This window comes from Clostridium sp. UBA4548, assembly GCF_002387895.1.
GTDB lineage: Bacteria > Bacillota > Clostridia > Clostridiales > Clostridiaceae > Clostridium_J.
In genome coordinates this window covers 113,343-130,884 of sequence record NZ_DGLI01000025.1, presented here as the reverse complement: position 1 = coordinate 130,884, position 17,542 = coordinate 113,343, and the positions used below count along the sequence as shown (strand labels likewise).

Annotated in this window: 18 protein-coding genes; 1 reads left to right on the top strand and 17 read right to left on the bottom strand. The window is 30.1% G+C overall.

The genetic code is table 11. From position 1 onward, the window contains the following. Position 1: 1 nt before the first annotated feature. The 3 genes from B3040_RS10055 to dapF form a co-directional block, all read right to left on the bottom strand. Positions 2-1,195, bottom strand: a complete 1,194-nt coding sequence (locus B3040_RS10055; RefSeq protein WP_291572810.1) for a type II secretion system F family protein — start codon at positions 1,193-1,195, stop codon at positions 2-4. Then, complete coding sequence (locus B3040_RS10050) at positions 1,185-2,726, bottom strand: GspE/PulE family protein (protein ID WP_291572808.1); 1,542 nt, start codon at positions 2,724-2,726, stop codon at positions 1,185-1,187. The genes B3040_RS10055 and B3040_RS10050 overlap by 11 nt, the downstream gene beginning before the upstream one ends. Before the next feature lie 371 nt (positions 2,727-3,097). Next, the gene (gene dapF, locus B3040_RS10045; protein ID WP_291572806.1) at positions 3,098-3,922 is read right to left on the bottom strand and encodes a diaminopimelate epimerase; all 825 of its coding nucleotides are present in this window, start codon (positions 3,920-3,922) and stop codon (positions 3,098-3,100) included. 155 nt (positions 3,923-4,077) lie between these two features. Here dapF and B3040_RS10040 point away from each other — a divergent pair, with 155 nt between their 5' ends. Then, a complete protein-coding gene (locus tag B3040_RS10040; protein ID WP_291572804.1) occupies positions 4,078-5,823 on the top strand; it encodes an Rqc2 family fibronectin-binding protein in 1,746 nt (581 codons plus the stop codon). Positions 5,824-5,891: 68 nt separating this feature from the next. Here B3040_RS10040 and B3040_RS10035 read toward each other — a convergent pair whose 3' ends face one another. The 14 genes from B3040_RS10035 to B3040_RS09970 all read right to left on the bottom strand — a co-directional run bounded on the left by B3040_RS10035 (position 5,892) and on the right by B3040_RS09970 (position 17,534). Then, the gene (locus tag B3040_RS10035) at positions 5,892-6,671 is read right to left on the bottom strand and encodes a hypothetical protein (RefSeq protein ID WP_291572802.1); all 780 of its coding nucleotides are present in this window, start codon (positions 6,669-6,671) and stop codon (positions 5,892-5,894) included. A gap of 167 nt (positions 6,672-6,838) precedes the next feature. Then, complete coding sequence (locus tag B3040_RS10030) at positions 6,839-7,954, bottom strand: THUMP domain-containing class I SAM-dependent RNA methyltransferase (RefSeq protein WP_291573105.1); 1,116 nt, start codon at positions 7,952-7,954, stop codon at positions 6,839-6,841. Between the two features lie 8 nt (positions 7,955-7,962). Then, on the bottom strand, positions 7,963-8,502 hold the full coding sequence (gene pyrR / locus B3040_RS10025) for a bifunctional pyr operon transcriptional regulator/uracil phosphoribosyltransferase PyrR (protein WP_291572800.1): 540 nt from the start codon (positions 8,500-8,502) through the stop codon (positions 7,963-7,965). Between the two features lie 60 nt (positions 8,503-8,562). After that, a complete protein-coding gene (locus B3040_RS10020; RefSeq protein ID WP_291572798.1) occupies positions 8,563-9,477 on the bottom strand; it encodes an RluA family pseudouridine synthase in 915 nt (304 codons plus the stop codon). Continuing rightward, positions 9,477-9,929 carry a signal peptidase II gene (lspA, locus tag B3040_RS10015; RefSeq protein ID WP_291572796.1) on the bottom strand — a complete coding sequence of 151 codons (453 nt, stop codon included), beginning with the start codon at positions 9,927-9,929 and terminating at the stop codon, positions 9,477-9,479. The genes B3040_RS10020 and lspA overlap by 1 nt, the downstream gene beginning before the upstream one ends. A 62-nt stretch (positions 9,930-9,991) precedes the next feature. Further along, positions 9,992-10,609: a TraR/DksA C4-type zinc finger protein gene (locus B3040_RS10010; protein ID WP_291572793.1), complete on the bottom strand. Its 618-nt coding sequence runs from the start codon at positions 10,607-10,609 to the stop codon at positions 9,992-9,994. Positions 10,610-10,682: 73 nt separating this feature from the next. Beyond that, complete coding sequence (gene aroA / locus B3040_RS10005) at positions 10,683-11,990, bottom strand: 3-phosphoshikimate 1-carboxyvinyltransferase (protein WP_291572791.1); 1,308 nt, start codon at positions 11,988-11,990, stop codon at positions 10,683-10,685. Positions 11,991-12,358: 368 nt separating this feature from the next. Next, a complete protein-coding gene (gene aroF / locus B3040_RS10000; protein WP_291572789.1) occupies positions 12,359-13,168 on the bottom strand; it encodes a 3-deoxy-7-phosphoheptulonate synthase in 810 nt (269 codons plus the stop codon). Between the two features lie 10 nt (positions 13,169-13,178). Next, complete coding sequence (locus B3040_RS09995; protein WP_291572787.1) at positions 13,179-13,871, bottom strand: 5'-methylthioadenosine/adenosylhomocysteine nucleosidase; 693 nt, start codon at positions 13,869-13,871, stop codon at positions 13,179-13,181. Beyond that, complete coding sequence (gene aroB / locus B3040_RS09990) at positions 13,868-14,959, bottom strand: 3-dehydroquinate synthase (protein WP_291572785.1); 1,092 nt, start codon at positions 14,957-14,959, stop codon at positions 13,868-13,870. The genes B3040_RS09995 and aroB overlap by 4 nt, the downstream gene beginning before the upstream one ends. A gap of 416 nt (positions 14,960-15,375) precedes the next feature. Beyond that, positions 15,376-15,987, bottom strand: coding sequence for a DivIVA domain-containing protein (locus B3040_RS09985; RefSeq protein WP_291572783.1), 612 nt, complete (start codon positions 15,985-15,987; stop codon positions 15,376-15,378). 16 nt (positions 15,988-16,003) lie between these two features. Continuing rightward, positions 16,004-16,777: an RNA-binding protein gene (locus B3040_RS09980; RefSeq protein ID WP_291572781.1), complete on the bottom strand. Its 774-nt coding sequence runs from the start codon at positions 16,775-16,777 to the stop codon at positions 16,004-16,006. Between the two features lie 13 nt (positions 16,778-16,790). After that, the gene (locus B3040_RS09975) at positions 16,791-17,054 is read right to left on the bottom strand and encodes a YggT family protein (protein ID WP_291572779.1); all 264 of its coding nucleotides are present in this window, start codon (positions 17,052-17,054) and stop codon (positions 16,791-16,793) included. Between the two features lie 9 nt (positions 17,055-17,063). Further along, positions 17,064-17,534: a cell division protein SepF gene (locus tag B3040_RS09970; protein WP_291572777.1), complete on the bottom strand. Its 471-nt coding sequence runs from the start codon at positions 17,532-17,534 to the stop codon at positions 17,064-17,066. Between the last annotated feature and the right edge of the window lie 8 nt (positions 17,535-17,542).

Sequence of the window (17,542 nt, the reverse complement as noted above, 5' to 3'; positions counted from 1 at the left end):
CTTAAATTCCCCCTGTAGATAACTTAATCATGGGTATCATTATAGCAAGTACAATAGTACCTACAATTCCTCCAAGGATTAAGATCAGTATTGGTTCAATAAGTACAGATAATCTTTCTAGAGCTCCACTTAAGTCCTGTTCAAAAATCTCATTTGCTGTATTTAACATATTATCTAAAGTACCATTTTCTTCACCTATATGAACCATTGAAATAAAAAACTTAGGGAAAATACCTGTAGAATTAAACGCTTCATAAATGGATTTTCCTTCTTCAATGGCTTTTGAAGCTTTCTTTATCCTTTCGCTGAAAAATTGTTTTCTCTCACATTTTATAATCATATTTAAAGCTAATATAACATCTATGCCACTTCTAAGTAGCATGTACATAGAATAACTAAACCTAGCATAAAATACTTTTTTGTATATAGAACTGATGAATGGAAATTTCACAAGTATGAAGGAAAAATCCTTTATGTATAATTTTTTCAGTGCATAATAAGCTCCAATAAAAGCTAAAATTACTACTAATATAAATATCATTCCATACTTATTTAAAAAGTCTCCTATACTTAAATAAAATCTTGTGATAGCAGGAAGTTCTCCTTTAAGATTAATAATATGTATCATAAATTTAGGCAAGATTTGGGTAATCATAAAGAAGGTAATAACTATAGTTAAAAAAAATGTAAATGCTGGATAAATTAAGGAGCTAATTAGTTTTTTAGTTCTTTTATAATTTGAACTATAGTAATTCTCCATGTTATAAAAAATTTCTTGTAAATTTCCACTTTCTTCTCCTATATAAACCATCTCTCTGAAGAATGGAGGAAATACCCTGGGAAATTTCTCTAAGGTCTCTGAAAAAGTATTTCCTATTTGAATGTTTTCTTTAATATTATTTAGACCTTTAGATAATCTTTTGTTCTTGAATTGATAACATATTAAATTTAATATGTCACAAATATTCATGCCACCTTTTAAAGAAGTGCTCATATATTTGCAAAATAAGGCTATATCCTTGTGAGAAGTTCCTTTAGTGAAGCTCATGAGGTCAAGTTCCATAGTTTTCCTATAACTTATACAAAATAGCTTTTCCCCTTTTAATAATTTAATTAGTTCTTCAGGATTTTTGGCATTTTTATTCCCTCTAACATAGTTACCCTCTATATTTGTAGCCACATATTTATACTGCATAGTTTGCCTCCAAAAACTGCTTGAGGTTAAATTCTTGGAGATTACCTAAGTATTCTTCAACTGTTGTATCTCCATTGGTAACTAACTGTCTAAAGTAATCTCTTAGAGGTATCATTCCATTATTAATAGAGTATTTTCGTAAGTCTTCACTACTGTGACTACCACAAATAATTCTTCTATGATTTTCATTAATTAACATAATTTCATAGGCCACTATTCTTCCTTTATATCCTGTTCCATTGCATTTTACGCACCCTGCCCCCCTATGAAGCTGTTGTTTCTCATTTAAATTTAAAATTAGCCTTTCACTACTATTGGGTTTATAACTTTCTTTGCAATAATTACATATTCTTCTTGCTAAGCGTTGTGCAATCACTGCTAATATCGAGTCGCTGATAAGATATGTTGGTATACTCATATCAACTAACCTGTTTATGGTGCTTGCTGCATCATTTGTATGAAGTGTTGTTAGTACTAAGTGTCCTGTTAGAGCGGCGCGAATTGCTGTTTCAGCAGTTGCCTCATCAATTATCTCACCAACCATAATTACATCAGGATCTTGTCTTAAAATTGTCCTTAATGTATTTGCAAAAGTTAATCCACTTAGATTATTTACCTGAACTTGATTTATACCTTCTAAATGATATTCCACTGGTTCTTCAACAGTAACTAAGTTTCTATTAACAGTATTAATTTCTTTTAGCATTGAGTATAGTGTGGTAGTTTTACCACTGCCTGTTGGTCCAGTAATTAAAATAAGCCCTTGTCTATTTTTTAATAACCCCTCTAATATATTGCAGCCTTTTAGTGTAAACCCTAAATTACTGAGGGTTAGAGCTGTATCATTTCTATGCAAAACTCTTATAACAAACTTTTCTCCATTTATAGTTGGAAGGGAAGATACCCTAAAGTCATATTCATTTTCATTAATTACTTTAGAAAATTTTCCATCTTGTGGTGAGTATTTTATCGTAATATTCATCCGTGAAATAATTTTAATTCTTGTAGTTACAGCATCGTATATAGATTTTGGATACACATTAAACTCTTCTAATTCTCCATCAACTCTAAACCTTACAAAAACATTATTTTTAAATGGTTCTATATGTATATCACTTGCACCCTTAGCTACACCATTAAAAATAATAGAATCCACAAGGTTTATAACAGGTCCACTTAATAGCTTTGTTTTATCTTTTTCCTCTTCACTACTATTTTTACTTGAAATTTTTTCGCATTTAAGCTCCTGCAAGACTTTATTTGTATAATCCTTTTCGTAATAATAGTTTATAAAATTAATAATTTGTGATTTATCAGCTATAAAATAATTTATCTCTTTTTTTACCTTGAATCTCAACTTATTAACCTCACTTTTGTCCAGTGGCCTTGTTGTAGCTAAGAATAAAATGTTTTCCTGAATCTTGTAAGGAAATATTATATACTTCTCACAACATTCCTTAGTTAAACACTTTATTGCTTCTTCATTAATTTTTTCATTATCTAAATCTAAATAAAAGTTTATATCTTCCAACTCCCTCTCCATTTCCCTTCTAAAAAGCCCTTTTTAAACATAATTAACATTTATTAGAATAATATATTTAACTGTTTTAAAGTTTGTCCTTATATTTTTATAATAAACCTAAAGTTTGTAAATAAATTATTAACTGTTTAATGTTATTTTGTAATTAATGTGAGTTACTTAAATTCATTGTAATTTCTCTAAGAAGCCTGACATCTAGATTTCAGATGAATACCAATGATTTGATTTTTATGGGTAACAAAAAGAGACTGCAAACTTTACAATCCCTTCCTTCAACTAAATTTATATTTACTTTTAATTTAAGCGACTTTAAATTCTTGAATAGTAAATTTACTAAATTTATGTTTACATTTATATATTTACTATAGTGTTTCTCCTTCAAAAACTGTCACTGCAGGCCCTGTCATCATTATTCCATTATTCGTTACTTCAATATTTAAAACTCCACCTGGGATATAAACTTTTACCTTTCGCTCCACTAAACCAAGGTTATTGCAAGCTACCACAGAAGCACAAGCTCCAGTTCCACAAGCTAGTGTAGCTCCTGCTCCTCTTTCCCAAGTTTTAACTTTTATCTCATTTTTATTTATTACTTCACAAAAGTTTACATTAGTACCCTTTGGAAAAACATCTAATTTTTCTATTAATCTACCTTCTTCTACTTCGTAATTATCTAATTTGTCTATAATTACAGTATGAGGTACTCCCATTAACATTGTACTAATCACATAATCCTTTTCTTTAATTCGTATAGATTTATTGATTATAGGTTCCTCTACAAAGGCAGGAATTTCTTTTGGCTGAAAAGTAGGCATTCCCATATCTATAGTTACTTCTTTAACTATTCCTTGTTCTACAGCTAACCTTGCAATTTTAATGCCGTCACCAGTCCCAATATTCATTACCTCTTTTGAAACAATGCCCTTTTCATAAACATACTTAGCAAAACATCTTATACCATTTCCACACATTGCAGCATAGGAACCATCTGCATTAATTATCACCATGTCTATGTCTGCAGTATTGCTTTTTTTAACTACTAGTATCCCATCACCACCTACCCCAAAGGCTCCATCACATAAATCTTTAGCTAATGTGTTTAAATCTTCAAATTTATTATTCATATCTTCAAAAACAATAAAATTATTACCTGCTCCATGCATTTTTGTAAATTTTAATGACTTCATGATACCACCTCAAAACTTAATATTATACACTAATATTACCATATTATATGTATATGAGAAATTATTATTTATGGTGGTATACTATTCTCAATATTTACCTATAATGTTATACTATATATACTACTGTTAGTTACCTGTTAGAAAGGATGATATATATGGCACTAGATGGAATATATCTTTATAGCTTAATTAAGGAAATTAAAGATGAAATTTTAAATTGCAGAGTAGATAAAATTAATCAGCCTGAAAAAGATGAAATTATTTTAAGCTTTAAAGTAAACAGAAAAAACAAGAAATTATTAATAAGTGCAAGCTCTAATTATGCTAGAGTTAGCTTTACAAAGGATTCTAAAGAAAACCCTATGCAACCACCAATGTTCTGTATGGTTTTAAGAAAATATTTAAATACTGCTACATTAGTAAATGTAACACAAGTTGAAAGTGATAGAATCTTGATTATGGATTTTGAAAGCACTGATGATCTAGGTTTTGATAGTGTTTATAGTTTAATCATAGAGATAATGGGGAGACACAGTAATATTTCGCTGGTTAGAAAAAGAGATAATCAAATTATGGATTGCATAAAGCATTTATCTGCTGATATAAATAGTTACAGAGTTCTTTACCCAGGAATGGAATATATTTATCCTCCCAAATCGGATAAACTAAATGCTTTCTCTTTCAGAAAAGACCAATTTATTGAGATAATTAATAAAAAGTATGCTGAGGCATCATTAGATAGCAAATTATTTAGTACAATCATAACTGGTATTAGTACACCTCTTTCTAAAGAACTTTGTTATAGAGCTGAGGTTAATAATATCCCTGTTTCTAAAGATAATTTAGAGGAACTCTTTAGTTTTACTAATAATTGTCTTAGCAGTATTAAAGAAAATGCCTTTAATATGGGGTCTTATAGCAATGATGGAATTCTAAAAGACTTTCATTGCTTAAAATTAACTAATCTTATTGATAAAGGATTCAACTATAAAGAATTTGATTTTCCTAGTGAGCTCATAGAGGATTATTACCATGAAAAGGATAAGTCAGATAGACTAAATGCTAGAAGCGCAGATCTTCAGAAAATAGTAACTAACAACTTAGATAGGATAACAAAAAAAATTAATATCCTTAAACAAACCTTAAAGGAATGTGAAGAAATGCCAATGCTGAATCTTTACGGTGAGCTAATTACTTCAAATATTTATAGTATAAAAAAGGGAGATAAAAGTGCAACTCTTTTAAATTATTATAGTGATACCGAAGAATATATTGAAATTCCTCTTAAGGAAAACAAATCTCCTTCTGAAAATGCACAGGCTTATTTTAAGAAATACAATAAGTTAAAGAAATCTGAAGAAAACGCTAATATTCAAATTAAATTAGCAGAAGAAGAGGAACAATATCTTCAATCTGTATTATCTCATATTTTAAATGCTGACAATTATACTGAAATACAAGATATTAGGAATGAACTTATGGAAACTGGATATGTGGCTTTTAAAAAATCTATAAAGGATAAAAGAGCAAAGCCTTCAAAGCCACTACATTTCATTTCCTCTGATGGTATTGAAATATATGTAGGCAAAAATAATATCCAAAATGATTATTTAACCTTAAAATTTGCAAATAAAAATGATATATGGTTTCACACCAAGAACATACCTGGTTCTCACGTTATAATTAAAAATAATGGAGATATTCCTGAATCGACCTTGCTAGAAGCAGCTACCTTGGCTGCCTTTTATAGCAAAGCTAAAAATTCTTCCAATGTTCCTGTAGATTATACAGAAATTAGAAATGTTCGTAAAGCTTCCGGGGCAAAGCCTGGAATGGTTATTTATTATACAAATAAAACTATTTACGTAACACCTAAAGACCTTAATTTAAATACAATTTAACAATATAAAACAAATAGCCTTNNAAGGCTATTTGTTTTATATTGCTTGAAAAGTATTACTATAACCCTTTATTGGCAATCATTATCATATTCTATTTCAGGATTTTTATACCCTTTGCAAAGAGTAACCATATAAGTTGTATTTAATATATTTATTGCTAAGGTTAATAAAGTTGCAATTATATAAGCCATTATGTTTGATGAGTCTGGAAGACTGACTATTTTATTTACTATATTTACAATTAATAAAAACCCAAAAATCCTCCAAAAATATTTTTTTCCTACTTCTTTTCCATAGTGAAGTGCTTCTGAAATTGTGCTGTTATAATAAATTAGGTACGAAACGCTTGGTGTATATGTTACTGCCAGATATATAATAAATATCCCCCCTGCAATAGCACCAATTATACCTAAAACAGGTATCAACACTGCAACTATACCTGTAACGATTGCCAAACCTAATATCATAAGAAAAATCGCTAGCATAACTCCCAAATAAGGAAAGTAAAATTTAAAACTTTCCTTAAGAATATGTCCATGATTTATATCCTCTTTGTCTATCAACTTTTTTATAACTAAAGTTATATAGCTATTGAGTATTGGACCTATGAGTATCATTAACCCAATAACCACAAAAATCGTAATAGTTAACCCTTGGGATTTTGGGTCAGAAGCGATAGTATTCCAATCTATTTCTTCGCCTAAGTTAATTGCTCTCATTAGTGAGCTTCCCCCAAATTGCAAATCAAATATTTTAAGACTGATCAAATTTAAAACTAAATTAATTACTAAAAAAGGTAAGAAATTGTGAAACCCCTTAAAGTATTTTTTTAAAGCATATGATAACATAATATTCCCCCTCATACTCCTCTCAACTCTCATGAATCTATTATACTATATTAGCAATACCCTTCACAAATATTTAATGCTTTAATTTACCAATTATTTTTTTAATCTGCTTTCAATAAAAAACAACTAAACTCCTTAATGAAATTCAGTTGTTCTTCTTTTATCACTTATTTAACATTATATTGATAGTAATAACATTGAATTCTACCATTATATAACTTTCTATTTTTATCTGCTTTTTTACCAAAAGTTTTTTCAAACTCTTCGAATGATGTTAGTATGTAGCAAGACCAGTCCATAAGATTTGAGTACATGGTTGAAAATTCCTTATAAAGAACTTTTATTTCTTCTAATTCTCCTAATCTTTCACCATAAGGAGGATTAGTAATAATTAATCCATTTTTCTTTTTTGAACTTACACTTTGCATTGGAAGCTTTTGAAAGTTCACATAGTTGCTTACTCCAGCTTTCTCTGCATTATTAATTGCAGTTCTTAGTACTCTTCCGTCTATGTCCGATCCCTGGATTTTAAAATCTTTGCTATTTACAGCAGCTTTTGCCCCCTGTCTAACCTGTTTCCATAGTTCCTTATCCATTGTAGGCCAAGTTTCACTTACAAAGGTTCTGTTTAATCCTGGAGCTATATTTTTAGCAATCATTGCAGCTTCTATGGCTATAGTTCCTGAGCCACAAAATGGATCAATAAGCTGTCTTGAACCATCAAACTTTGTTAAAAGTACTAAAGCTGCAGCAAGAGTTTCTTTTAAAGGAGCCTCACCAGCATTTTCTCTATAACCTCTTTTATGTAATCCAACTCCTGAAGTATCAACTGAAAGAGTCACTATATCTTTCAAAATCCCAACTTCAATTTTATACACTGGTCCTTCCTCAGTGAACCAAGATGTATTATACTTTTCTTTCATTTTTTCTACAATAGCCTTCTTAACTATACCTTGACAATCCGGAACACTATGTAGCTGAGACTTAACTGATTTTCCAATGACATGCATTTTACCATCTATGGGTATAAGTTCTTCCCAATTTACTGCTTTAGTACCTTGAAATAATTCCTCAAAAGTAGTAGCTTTAAATTCTGCCATCTTAATAAAAACTCTTTCTGCAGTTCTAAGATGAATATTACAAATAGCAATATCCATTTCATCTCCCTGAAAGGTTACCCTACCATTCTCCACTATAATGTCTTCATATCCCAAAGCTTTTATTTCTTTAGCTGTTATAGCTTCTAGCCCAAAAGTTGTAGTTGCAATTATATCATACATAATTTAATCTCCTAATGATTTTCAAATATATTCACTAAATCTTCTCCATCAAATTCTTCCAACTTAACAGATATGACTTCTTTTCTTGATGTAGGAATATTTTTGCCTACATAATCTGCTCTTATTGGTAACTCTCTATGCCCTCTATCTACCAGTACTGCTAGCTGAATCATTTCGGGCCTTCCAATATCAATTATAGCATCAATTGCTGCTCTAACTGTACGTCCAGTATACAGTACATCATCAACTAGTATAATCTTCTTTCCTTTAATATCTATTCCAATTTCTTTACTATTCAGTGTAGGCTGTTCTCCCAAGGTTGTTAAATCATCTCGGTATAAGGTGATGTCCACTGACCCTACTTCTAACTTTTTCCCCTCAAATTGTTCTATCAAATCTGCAATTCTATTTGCAAGAGGAACACCTCTGCTCTTTATCCCAACAAGAACTAAATTTTCAACACCTTTGTTCTTCTCAATGATTTCGTGAGAAATTCTAGTCAAAGTCCTTTTTATAGCTTTATCATCTAATAAAACAGATTTTAATTCCATATTTATTACAACTCCTAAATCTTATTGCTTTTATTATAAAACCTTTATAATTTTAATATTTTATTTTCTATTTCTTAAATTTTGTAGTATTGCTTCAAAGTATTCTGGAAGATCAGAATCAAAGTGAACATACTCACCACTTGTAGGATGATTGAATCCTAGCTCTTTAGCATGAAGCACTTGTCCACGAAGATTAAATTTTTGTTTCTTGTAACCATAAACATTATCACCTACTAAAGGATGTCCAATGTATGCCATATGAACTCTAATTTGATGTGTTCTTCCCGTTTCCAAATTACACTTAACTAATGTGTATTGTCCAAAACGCTCCAGAACCTTATAATGAGTAACAGCATCTCTTCCATCTTTTACAACTGCCATTTTCACTCTGTCTACAGGGTGACGGTCAATTGGTGCGTTTACAGTTCCTTCATCCTCTTTTATGTTTCCTTCTACCAAAGCATAATATGTTCTAGTCATGCTATGATTTTTAAATTGTTCAGCCAATTTATTGTGAGCATTATCATTTTTTGCAATAACTAGTATTCCAGTAGTATCTTTATCAATTCTATGGACTATTCCAGGTCTTATGACGCCGTTGATTCCTGATAAGTCAGAGCAATGATATAAAAGTGCATTTACTAAAGTTCCCGTATAATTACCTGGGGCAGGGTGAACAACCATATCTTTAGGTTTATTTACCACTATTACATCACTATCTTCATAAACTACATCTATGGGAATATTCTCCCCTATTATTTCTAGCTCTATGGGATTTGGTATTTCAACCAATATCTCATCATTGGTTCTTAATTTATAATTGCTCTTTATAATCTTCCCATTAACTTTAACACTTTCTTTTTCTATAATTCCTTGAATATAAGACCTTGACATATTTTCAAGCTTTTCGCTTAAAAATAAATCAACTCTTTTATTTTTTTCTAAATCACTTGCTACAAATTTTTCAACACTCATTAAATCTCGTCCTTTAATATACAAATTATTAAAAAGAAGGTTCCTACACTAACAAGTATATCTGCTACATTAAAAGTAGGAAAATAATACGCCTCTTTATAATGAACTAAAATAAAGTCTACCACAAAATTATAGTATATCCTGTCTATAAGATTACCAATAGCACCTGAAACTATCATAGCTATTGAAATTCTAAGAAGCTTTGAACTAGGTTTGAATTTTATTAAATAAAATATCATGCCAGAAGCCACTAGTATTGTAATCACTACCAATAACCATAACTTATTTTGAAGGATTCCAAAAGCTGCACCTCTGTTTTCCAAGTACTCAAAGGCAAAAAAGTTCTTAATTATCGTTATACCTAAGCTATCTTTTAACGTTGATAAAGCCCATAGCTTACTTATTCTGTCTAATAATAGTCCTAAAACTATAATAACTACTTCTAATAACATAATTATCCCCCTATAATCACAATAAATTTCTGACAGCTTTTAGCTGTCAGAAATATTAACCACTAATCTGGAAGCTGTCGTTTATATTGATCATTACTAATTAAATCCATAGGATCTACATAACGGTGCTCAACATCATCGTCCTCAAAAGTGTCATAGAACCCATCACTATCATTATAAATGGCAACCGCTTGATAGCTATCCTCTATATCAAAACCAGTGTAATCTCTACTATCTTTATCTAATCTGAAAGGTCTTCCTATTACCTCTTCCTCTACAGGTCTTGCCGCATCAGAAATATCTTCTGGAATAGCGTTATTTATGCTATTTTGACAGCTAACGCAATGTTCTGCATAAGGAATAAATTCCAATCTCTCTTCTGGTATTTTTTTGCCACATACCTTACATACCCCATAATCTCCATTTTCTATATCCCTAAGAGCTCTGTCTATCTTTCCAATTATAGACTTTTCATTTCCTTCTAAAGCAAGGCCTCTCAGTAAATCGTTTAGCTCTCCGCCATTGTCAGCTCCATGATTATCATAATATGAAAGTTCTGTGTTTCTTTCTACTAAAGGTGTAATTGTATCATTATCACTCATTTGTTCTAATAAATTATTAACATCTTTCTTTTCATCTAATAATTTTTCCCTAAAGTAGTTAAGCTTAGTATTATCCATAATATCAACTCCTTAAATAAAGGTTATACTATCTACCTTACTTATTTTCTACCTTACTGAAATTTTTATTACATTATTTGATGAAATTAATAAATTTACTAAAATAAGTTGTGGCCTTTGGAAAAGAAATTTCCGTACACTTCCAGTTATCAATTGTAATTGCAGTTTTTAATTTCATTGGTAAGAGGGAGAAAGCCATGGCAATTCTATGGTCATTATCTGTTTCTATTTCTACATTTTTTTCTTCCAATTTTTCAGCCACATTATTTGAACCCTTAATAATCAAATTCTTATCATTATATATCGCTTCAATATCAATTACTTTTAAATTTCTAACTATGCCAGAAATTCTATTACTTTCCTTAAACTTTAGTTCCTCTACACCTTCAAAAACTGTAGTGCCTTCTGCAAAGGCTGCAACTACACTAAGTACAGGAATTTCATCTATAATGCTTGGTACAAGATCATGCTGTATCTTAATCCCCTTAAGTTTACTACTATAAACAATAATATCACCTATAGGTTCATTATTGACAATACCTTTAGATATTACTTCAATTTTTCCACCCATTGCTATTAATATATTTAAGTAACTTTTCCTACCCTCATTCAAAAGCAGATCTTTTATAGTAAGTTTTATATTATCCCCTAAAAGAGCAGCACAAACTAAAAAAGAAGCCGAAGATGGGTCTCCTGGTACAAAAATATCCTTAGCTTGTATAGAAGAGTTCTCAATAGAAATTTCCCTTCCTTTTTGTGTTACCTTAGCTCCTAAATACTTAAAAAGATTTTCTGTATGATTTCTTGTTGAAATCTTTTCTATCACCTTAGTTTTACCTTTAGCTAAAAAACCTCCAATTAAAATCGCAGATTTTACTTGTGCTGATGGCACTGGCATTTCATACTCTATAGCAGATAACCCCTGATTACTTATGAATTTTATTGGAAGTGTGCCTTTAAAGCTTTTAACTTTTCCACCCATTGATGTCAATGGATCAACTACCCTTTTCATAGGTCTTTTACTCAAAGACTCATCCCCAATAAGAGTTGCAACAATGTTTCCACCACAAATTAGTCCGCTAATAAGTCTTGCTGTGGTTCCAGAATTTCCACAATCCAACATTCCAACATTCTTATTGAATCTATGAATCCCAGGAGAGTTTACCATTATTTGGTTTTCACGTGAAACAATGGAAACTCCTAAAACTTTCATAACTTCCATAGTAGTTCTACAGTCTTCACTATTAGAAAAATTTCTTATAGCATAAGAACCTTCAGGAATAGCCCCAATTATTAAGGACCTATGTGAAATTGATTTATCTCCTGGAATTGTTATTTCTATATTACAATTTGATTTGCATCCTTTTAAAATCGCTTTCATAATTTACCTCAATATGTCTATAACCTTTAGCATCCTCCGTCCTATAGGTTTCCTTAATCAAAGATTAATTTATTCATCAAAGACTTAAATAAACCAAGATAGGAGTAATGTGTAAGTTATGTCTTGACTTTGTTTCCCAATAGATATACTACAGAAAAAGTTAAGTATTTTCTCTCTCAAGTACTTGAAATACTTAACTTTATTTTAAATTATCATGTAGTTTATCTAAGTATCCTTAGTTAAAACTATATTAATACAAAATTTAGCTTTAACCTGAAACCATAAACTTCTACTGCTATCAATTAAGTATATACTTAGTGTCAGAAATTTATATAGGATCTCTCAGCAAATATTTGCATAGTTATAATCTATGATAACTCTAATAGATTACTAAGATTTTTCCCCTTATTAACTATGTTTCTTAAGGTTTCCATGTTCACTGTTTGTCTTGCATCGGATACAGCATTATCAGGACAAACATGACTTTCAATCATAAGTCCATTTGCTCCACAAGCTAAAGCTGCTAAACTCATAGACTGAACTAATTCCCTCTTTCCAGTACCGTGGCTAGGATCAACTATTATAGGCAGCCTATAATTTTCTTTAATTACAGCAACAGAATTTAAATCTAAAGTATTCCTTGTATAAGTTTCAAAAGTTCTGATTCCACGTTCACATAGTACAACTTGGGAATTTCCACTACTCATAATATACTCTGCCGCATATAACCACTCTGATACCGTAGCGCTAATACCTCTTTTTAATAATATTGGAAGAGGGTACTTTCCTAATTCCTTTAAAAGAGTATAGTTATACATATTTCTTGAACCAACTTGTATCATGTCTATATAAGGAATACACTTCTCAATATCTCGTGCATCCATTATCTCAGTGACTATAGGAAGATCATACTCTTTTCCTACCTGATGAAGAATTTTAATTCCTTCTAGGTGTAATCCCTGAAAATCATAAGGTGAAGTTCTTGGTTTAAAAGCGCCGCCTCTTAAAATATGTACTCCAATATTCTTTAACTCTCTAGCTATTTCCTTCATTTTATCATAACTTTCTACCGAACAGGGCCCTGATATAAAAACTGGTTTATCACCACCAATAATTACATCCCTAACTTTAACCATTATTTTAGGCCCACTATTATTATCTACCAGTAAGTTTTTCATTAAATATCACCTACATCGACTTTAACATACTTCTCAAAATAATATTAGAATTTTTAACTGCAATCGGTTTAAACTTCTCATAGTCCATATGAGCTCCATTATTTGCATTATCTGATATGGATCTTATTATAAGGAAAGGCACATCGTTCAGATATGCTACATGAGCTATACTTGCACCTTCCATCTCGCAAGCTAAAGCATTAAACTCTTTGTTTAACCATTTTATTTTTTCACTATTGGCAATAAATTGATCTCCAGATACAATTCTTCCCACAAAAGTATTTACATTTTCTATTGAACTACAAGCAATTTTACCATGACTAATTAAAAGATCACTACACTTAAAATCATAGGCATCCATTCTTGGGATTTGACCTAATTTATCCCCAAATGCTGATGTATCAACGTCATGCTGAACTAGGCTATTTGCAATAACTATATCACCTGGATAAATTTTTTCTCCCACTCCTCCAGCAATTCCAACATTAATTATGTAATCTACATCAAATTTATCTACTAAAATTTGAGCACATACTGCAGCATTAACTTTCCCAATGCCACTTGTTACTATAACAACTTCCTTATTATATATAATTCCACTATGGAAAACCATTTTAGCTTTTGCTATTTTACTACTTACTTCCATTTCCTCTATTAATGATGCTACTTCCTCTTCCATGGCTCCAATTATTCCAAATTTCATAAATATCTCCTTTCAATACTATCTTCCATTGCTTTTTGTATAAGACTTTCATCTATAACTATTCCAGTTTTAGATGTCCCTATTTCTTCAATTAATGAAAATTTTATTTGATTGTTCTCTGTTTTCTTATCATGCTTTATAGCATACATAAACAAATCCATATTGTCAACTTTGTACTTTGTTGGGAATCCTATGCTATTTATAAGGTAATATATGTAATCATAGTCTTCTTTCTTAAAGTTTAACTTGTATTGGGATAGTTTCAATTCTACTAACATACCTAAGGCAACTGCATATCCATGTGCTATGTCATGATTTGATACTATTTCAATGCCATGGCCGATTGTATGACCAAAATTTAATATATTTCTATAGTCTTTATCTTTGAAATCTACAGATACTACTTCATGTTTTATCCTTAAGGATTTTTCAATAATATAAAGCAATTTATCTTTATCTAGATTTAAAATATTTTCCAGATTATGTTCTAAATAATATAATAATTGGTTTTCTTTAATTATCCCATATTTTATCACTTCTGCAATACCATTAATAAACTCATTGTTGGGTAGAGTTCTTAAAAAATCTATAGATATAAAAACAAAAATAGGCGTATAAAAAGTTCCAATGACATTTTTTATATTTTCAAAGTTATAACCAACCTTTCCTCCTACTGAACTATCTACCATAGATATAATAGTAGTAGGAATACTTATGTACTTCATTCCTCTCATATATGTAGCAGCTACATATCCAACTAAATCTCCTACTATTCCTCCCCCAAAAGCCACTAAAGTACTGCTTCTATCACAGGAGTTTTCCATTAAAAATTTGTATATACTCTCTATGGTATTAAAATTTTTATTATTCTCTCCTGAAGGTATAGCTAATACTTTATAATTTACTTCTTCAAAGAGTTCATCTATCCTATCTCTGTATATAGAATGAACTTGATGATCTGTTATAATAAAAAACTTATTATTAATTTGAATATCATTTTTTTTTAATGCATTATTAAAATTGCTTGTGCTTTCATCTATATAAACTTTATAGGTATAGGAACCACCAGAAATGTCTATCTCTTTCATATTTTTATCTCCTCAACTATAAAAATCACTTTATACTCCTTCAGAAATAAGACTATAATTATTAATTGTTTACACTGAAAAGAATTAAATTAATTTTCTATAGTAATTCATTGCCATCATATTCTTATTGTTACCTTTCTTTAAGAAAAATTATCCGCATAAGTAGTTAAATAATAAACAAATTCATTTTATAGAGTGACTTTGGAAGGCGATTCGCCTTAACAAAGTCATCTTTGTTAAGGCAAAGTTTAATTTTTAACATGGACTCCCACCTGATGAGGAGGAAAGAATTATCCTTCCAAAATCTCGTTAAATAGCAAGTAATTCTACAACTTTATATCTTTTTAAAATTAAAAATCTCACTCTAAGAGTGAGATTTAATTAGTAATTAATCTTGTGAGATTTTATACTTCTCACTAATTTTGCTCTGCGGCGAAAAAACTCTTTATTTCTTCGAATTCTGAAGTATTATAATCAAATTTTTCTATTTCTTTTATCTTTTTATTACTTAGATTGGCGCTTAGTACTTCATTGTTATTGTTTTCTTCAATTACAGTTGAAATATTATAATTTTTATCAAAATCCTTTTCTAGTGCTTCGAACATTTCCATTTGGCTCAACATAAAGTTTCTAAACTTACTTCTGAATTTCGCAAATTCTTGCTTTGTTCTTTCAAATTCATCAGTTACTGTAAGCACATCTCCATGAGCTTTATCCATTATTCTTTTAGCACTATCGTTAGCATTTCTAACAATCAACTCTGCCTCTGTTTGTGCACTTAATTTTGCTTGTTCAGCAGCATTTTGTGCAAGTAATAAGGTGCTTTGAATTGTACTTTCAATCTTAGTATAATGATCTAATTTATCTTGAAAAACACTGATTTTTTCTTTTAATGTAGTATTTTCCTTATAGATAGCTTCATAGTCTTCAGCTATCTTTTCTAAGTACTCATCTACTTCATCAGCACTATAACCTCTCATAGTTCTTTTGAATTCTTTGTTATTAATATCCATCGAAGTTATTCTCATGTTAATCACCCCTATATTATGTATATTTTCTTATTAGTACTTTTAAACGACTCTTGTGAGTCTCACCAATTATATCTTGAACCCTATATTTTCCATGACCTCTTATAGTAATAATATCTTGTGGTTTTACAAGCTTATCTTTCTTACTAACAGTTATGTGATTTATCATCACAAATCCACCACCAATTAAAGAATTGCTTTCATTTCTTGATAAATTGCATATACCACTAACTATATTATCTAATCTGAGTGAAGTGAATATAATAACTTTTTCTTGAAACTTAACCATAGGAATACTTTCAGGATTATTCTTTAAAATCTCCAACTCACAGGGACAATGTCCAATAGTTTCTAAAGTTCCTAATATGTAATTTGTTATGTCCCTTACTGTTGGTACATAACAATGATTATCTTCCACCACTAAATCCCCAAAAACTTCTCTTTTGAGTCCCAATGCCATTAATGAACCAAGATAATCCTTATGACTTAAATTTCTAAACTTTGACTTATTTGCAATTTTAATTAAATCAACAGGAAATTCCTCCGGTTTTTCATACAAATCAAAAGCCACCATTTTTCTTTCACTGTCTTCATAAACACCATAACAATATACCTTTACCCCTAGCTCATTACTCATATTACTAAGCTTATTGTAAATGTAAGGAATAAGGAATTCCTTTGTAAAAACTGTACTATGTGTTTTTTTACATAATACTATATTGTCGTAGATGTTTGACATATAGTTTTTATCATATTCGCTAAAGGAATTGACAAACGTCACTTTTTCCATAAATAACACCTTTTTATATAATTCCCATTATCTTTAAAATAATGCTTTGAACAACAGAAGCTATAAAATATGCAATTATTGGTGATAAATCTATTGGTAAACTTGAAAATAATTTATCATTAATTTTTTCACTAGGTTCCATAATAGGTGCAGTAAAAGATCTTACTGTAGACCAAACCTTAGAATTTCTGCCACTTGGAACCCATGAAAGAATTACTTCTAACAATATTGCCATTTTTAATACTTCAAATAAAATATTAACTATCCTTTCAGCCATTTAAGCCTCCTATTTTGACCAACTAAAAATTCCTTTATTAGTTAATTCGTTTTTTAGCTCACTAGTAACTTCTACATTAGATGGAGTTAAAATGAAAACACCTTTTTCAACTTGCTGCAATCCACCTTCTAAGGCATAAATTGCACCTATAAGAAAATCAAGGATTTTATGACCAACCTTTTGTTCAACACCAGTTACATTTACAATCACAATTCTTCTATTTTTAAGGTTATCAACTATAGCAGTACCTTCATCGTAATTCATTGGTTTGCTAATTACAACTTTTGCTGTTGAAGCCGTATGAATATTTACAATCTTACTTTGTTTTTTCATATTTGCCATAAAAGGCTCAATTTCAAGTTCATTGGTATCTTCTGTTTCATCTTGGCCTTCTTCTTTTTCTAACACTTCTTCATCTTCATAATCTTCTTCATCAAATCCAATAATTCTTCCTAAGCCTTTCATAAACTTGTTCTCCATAATTTATC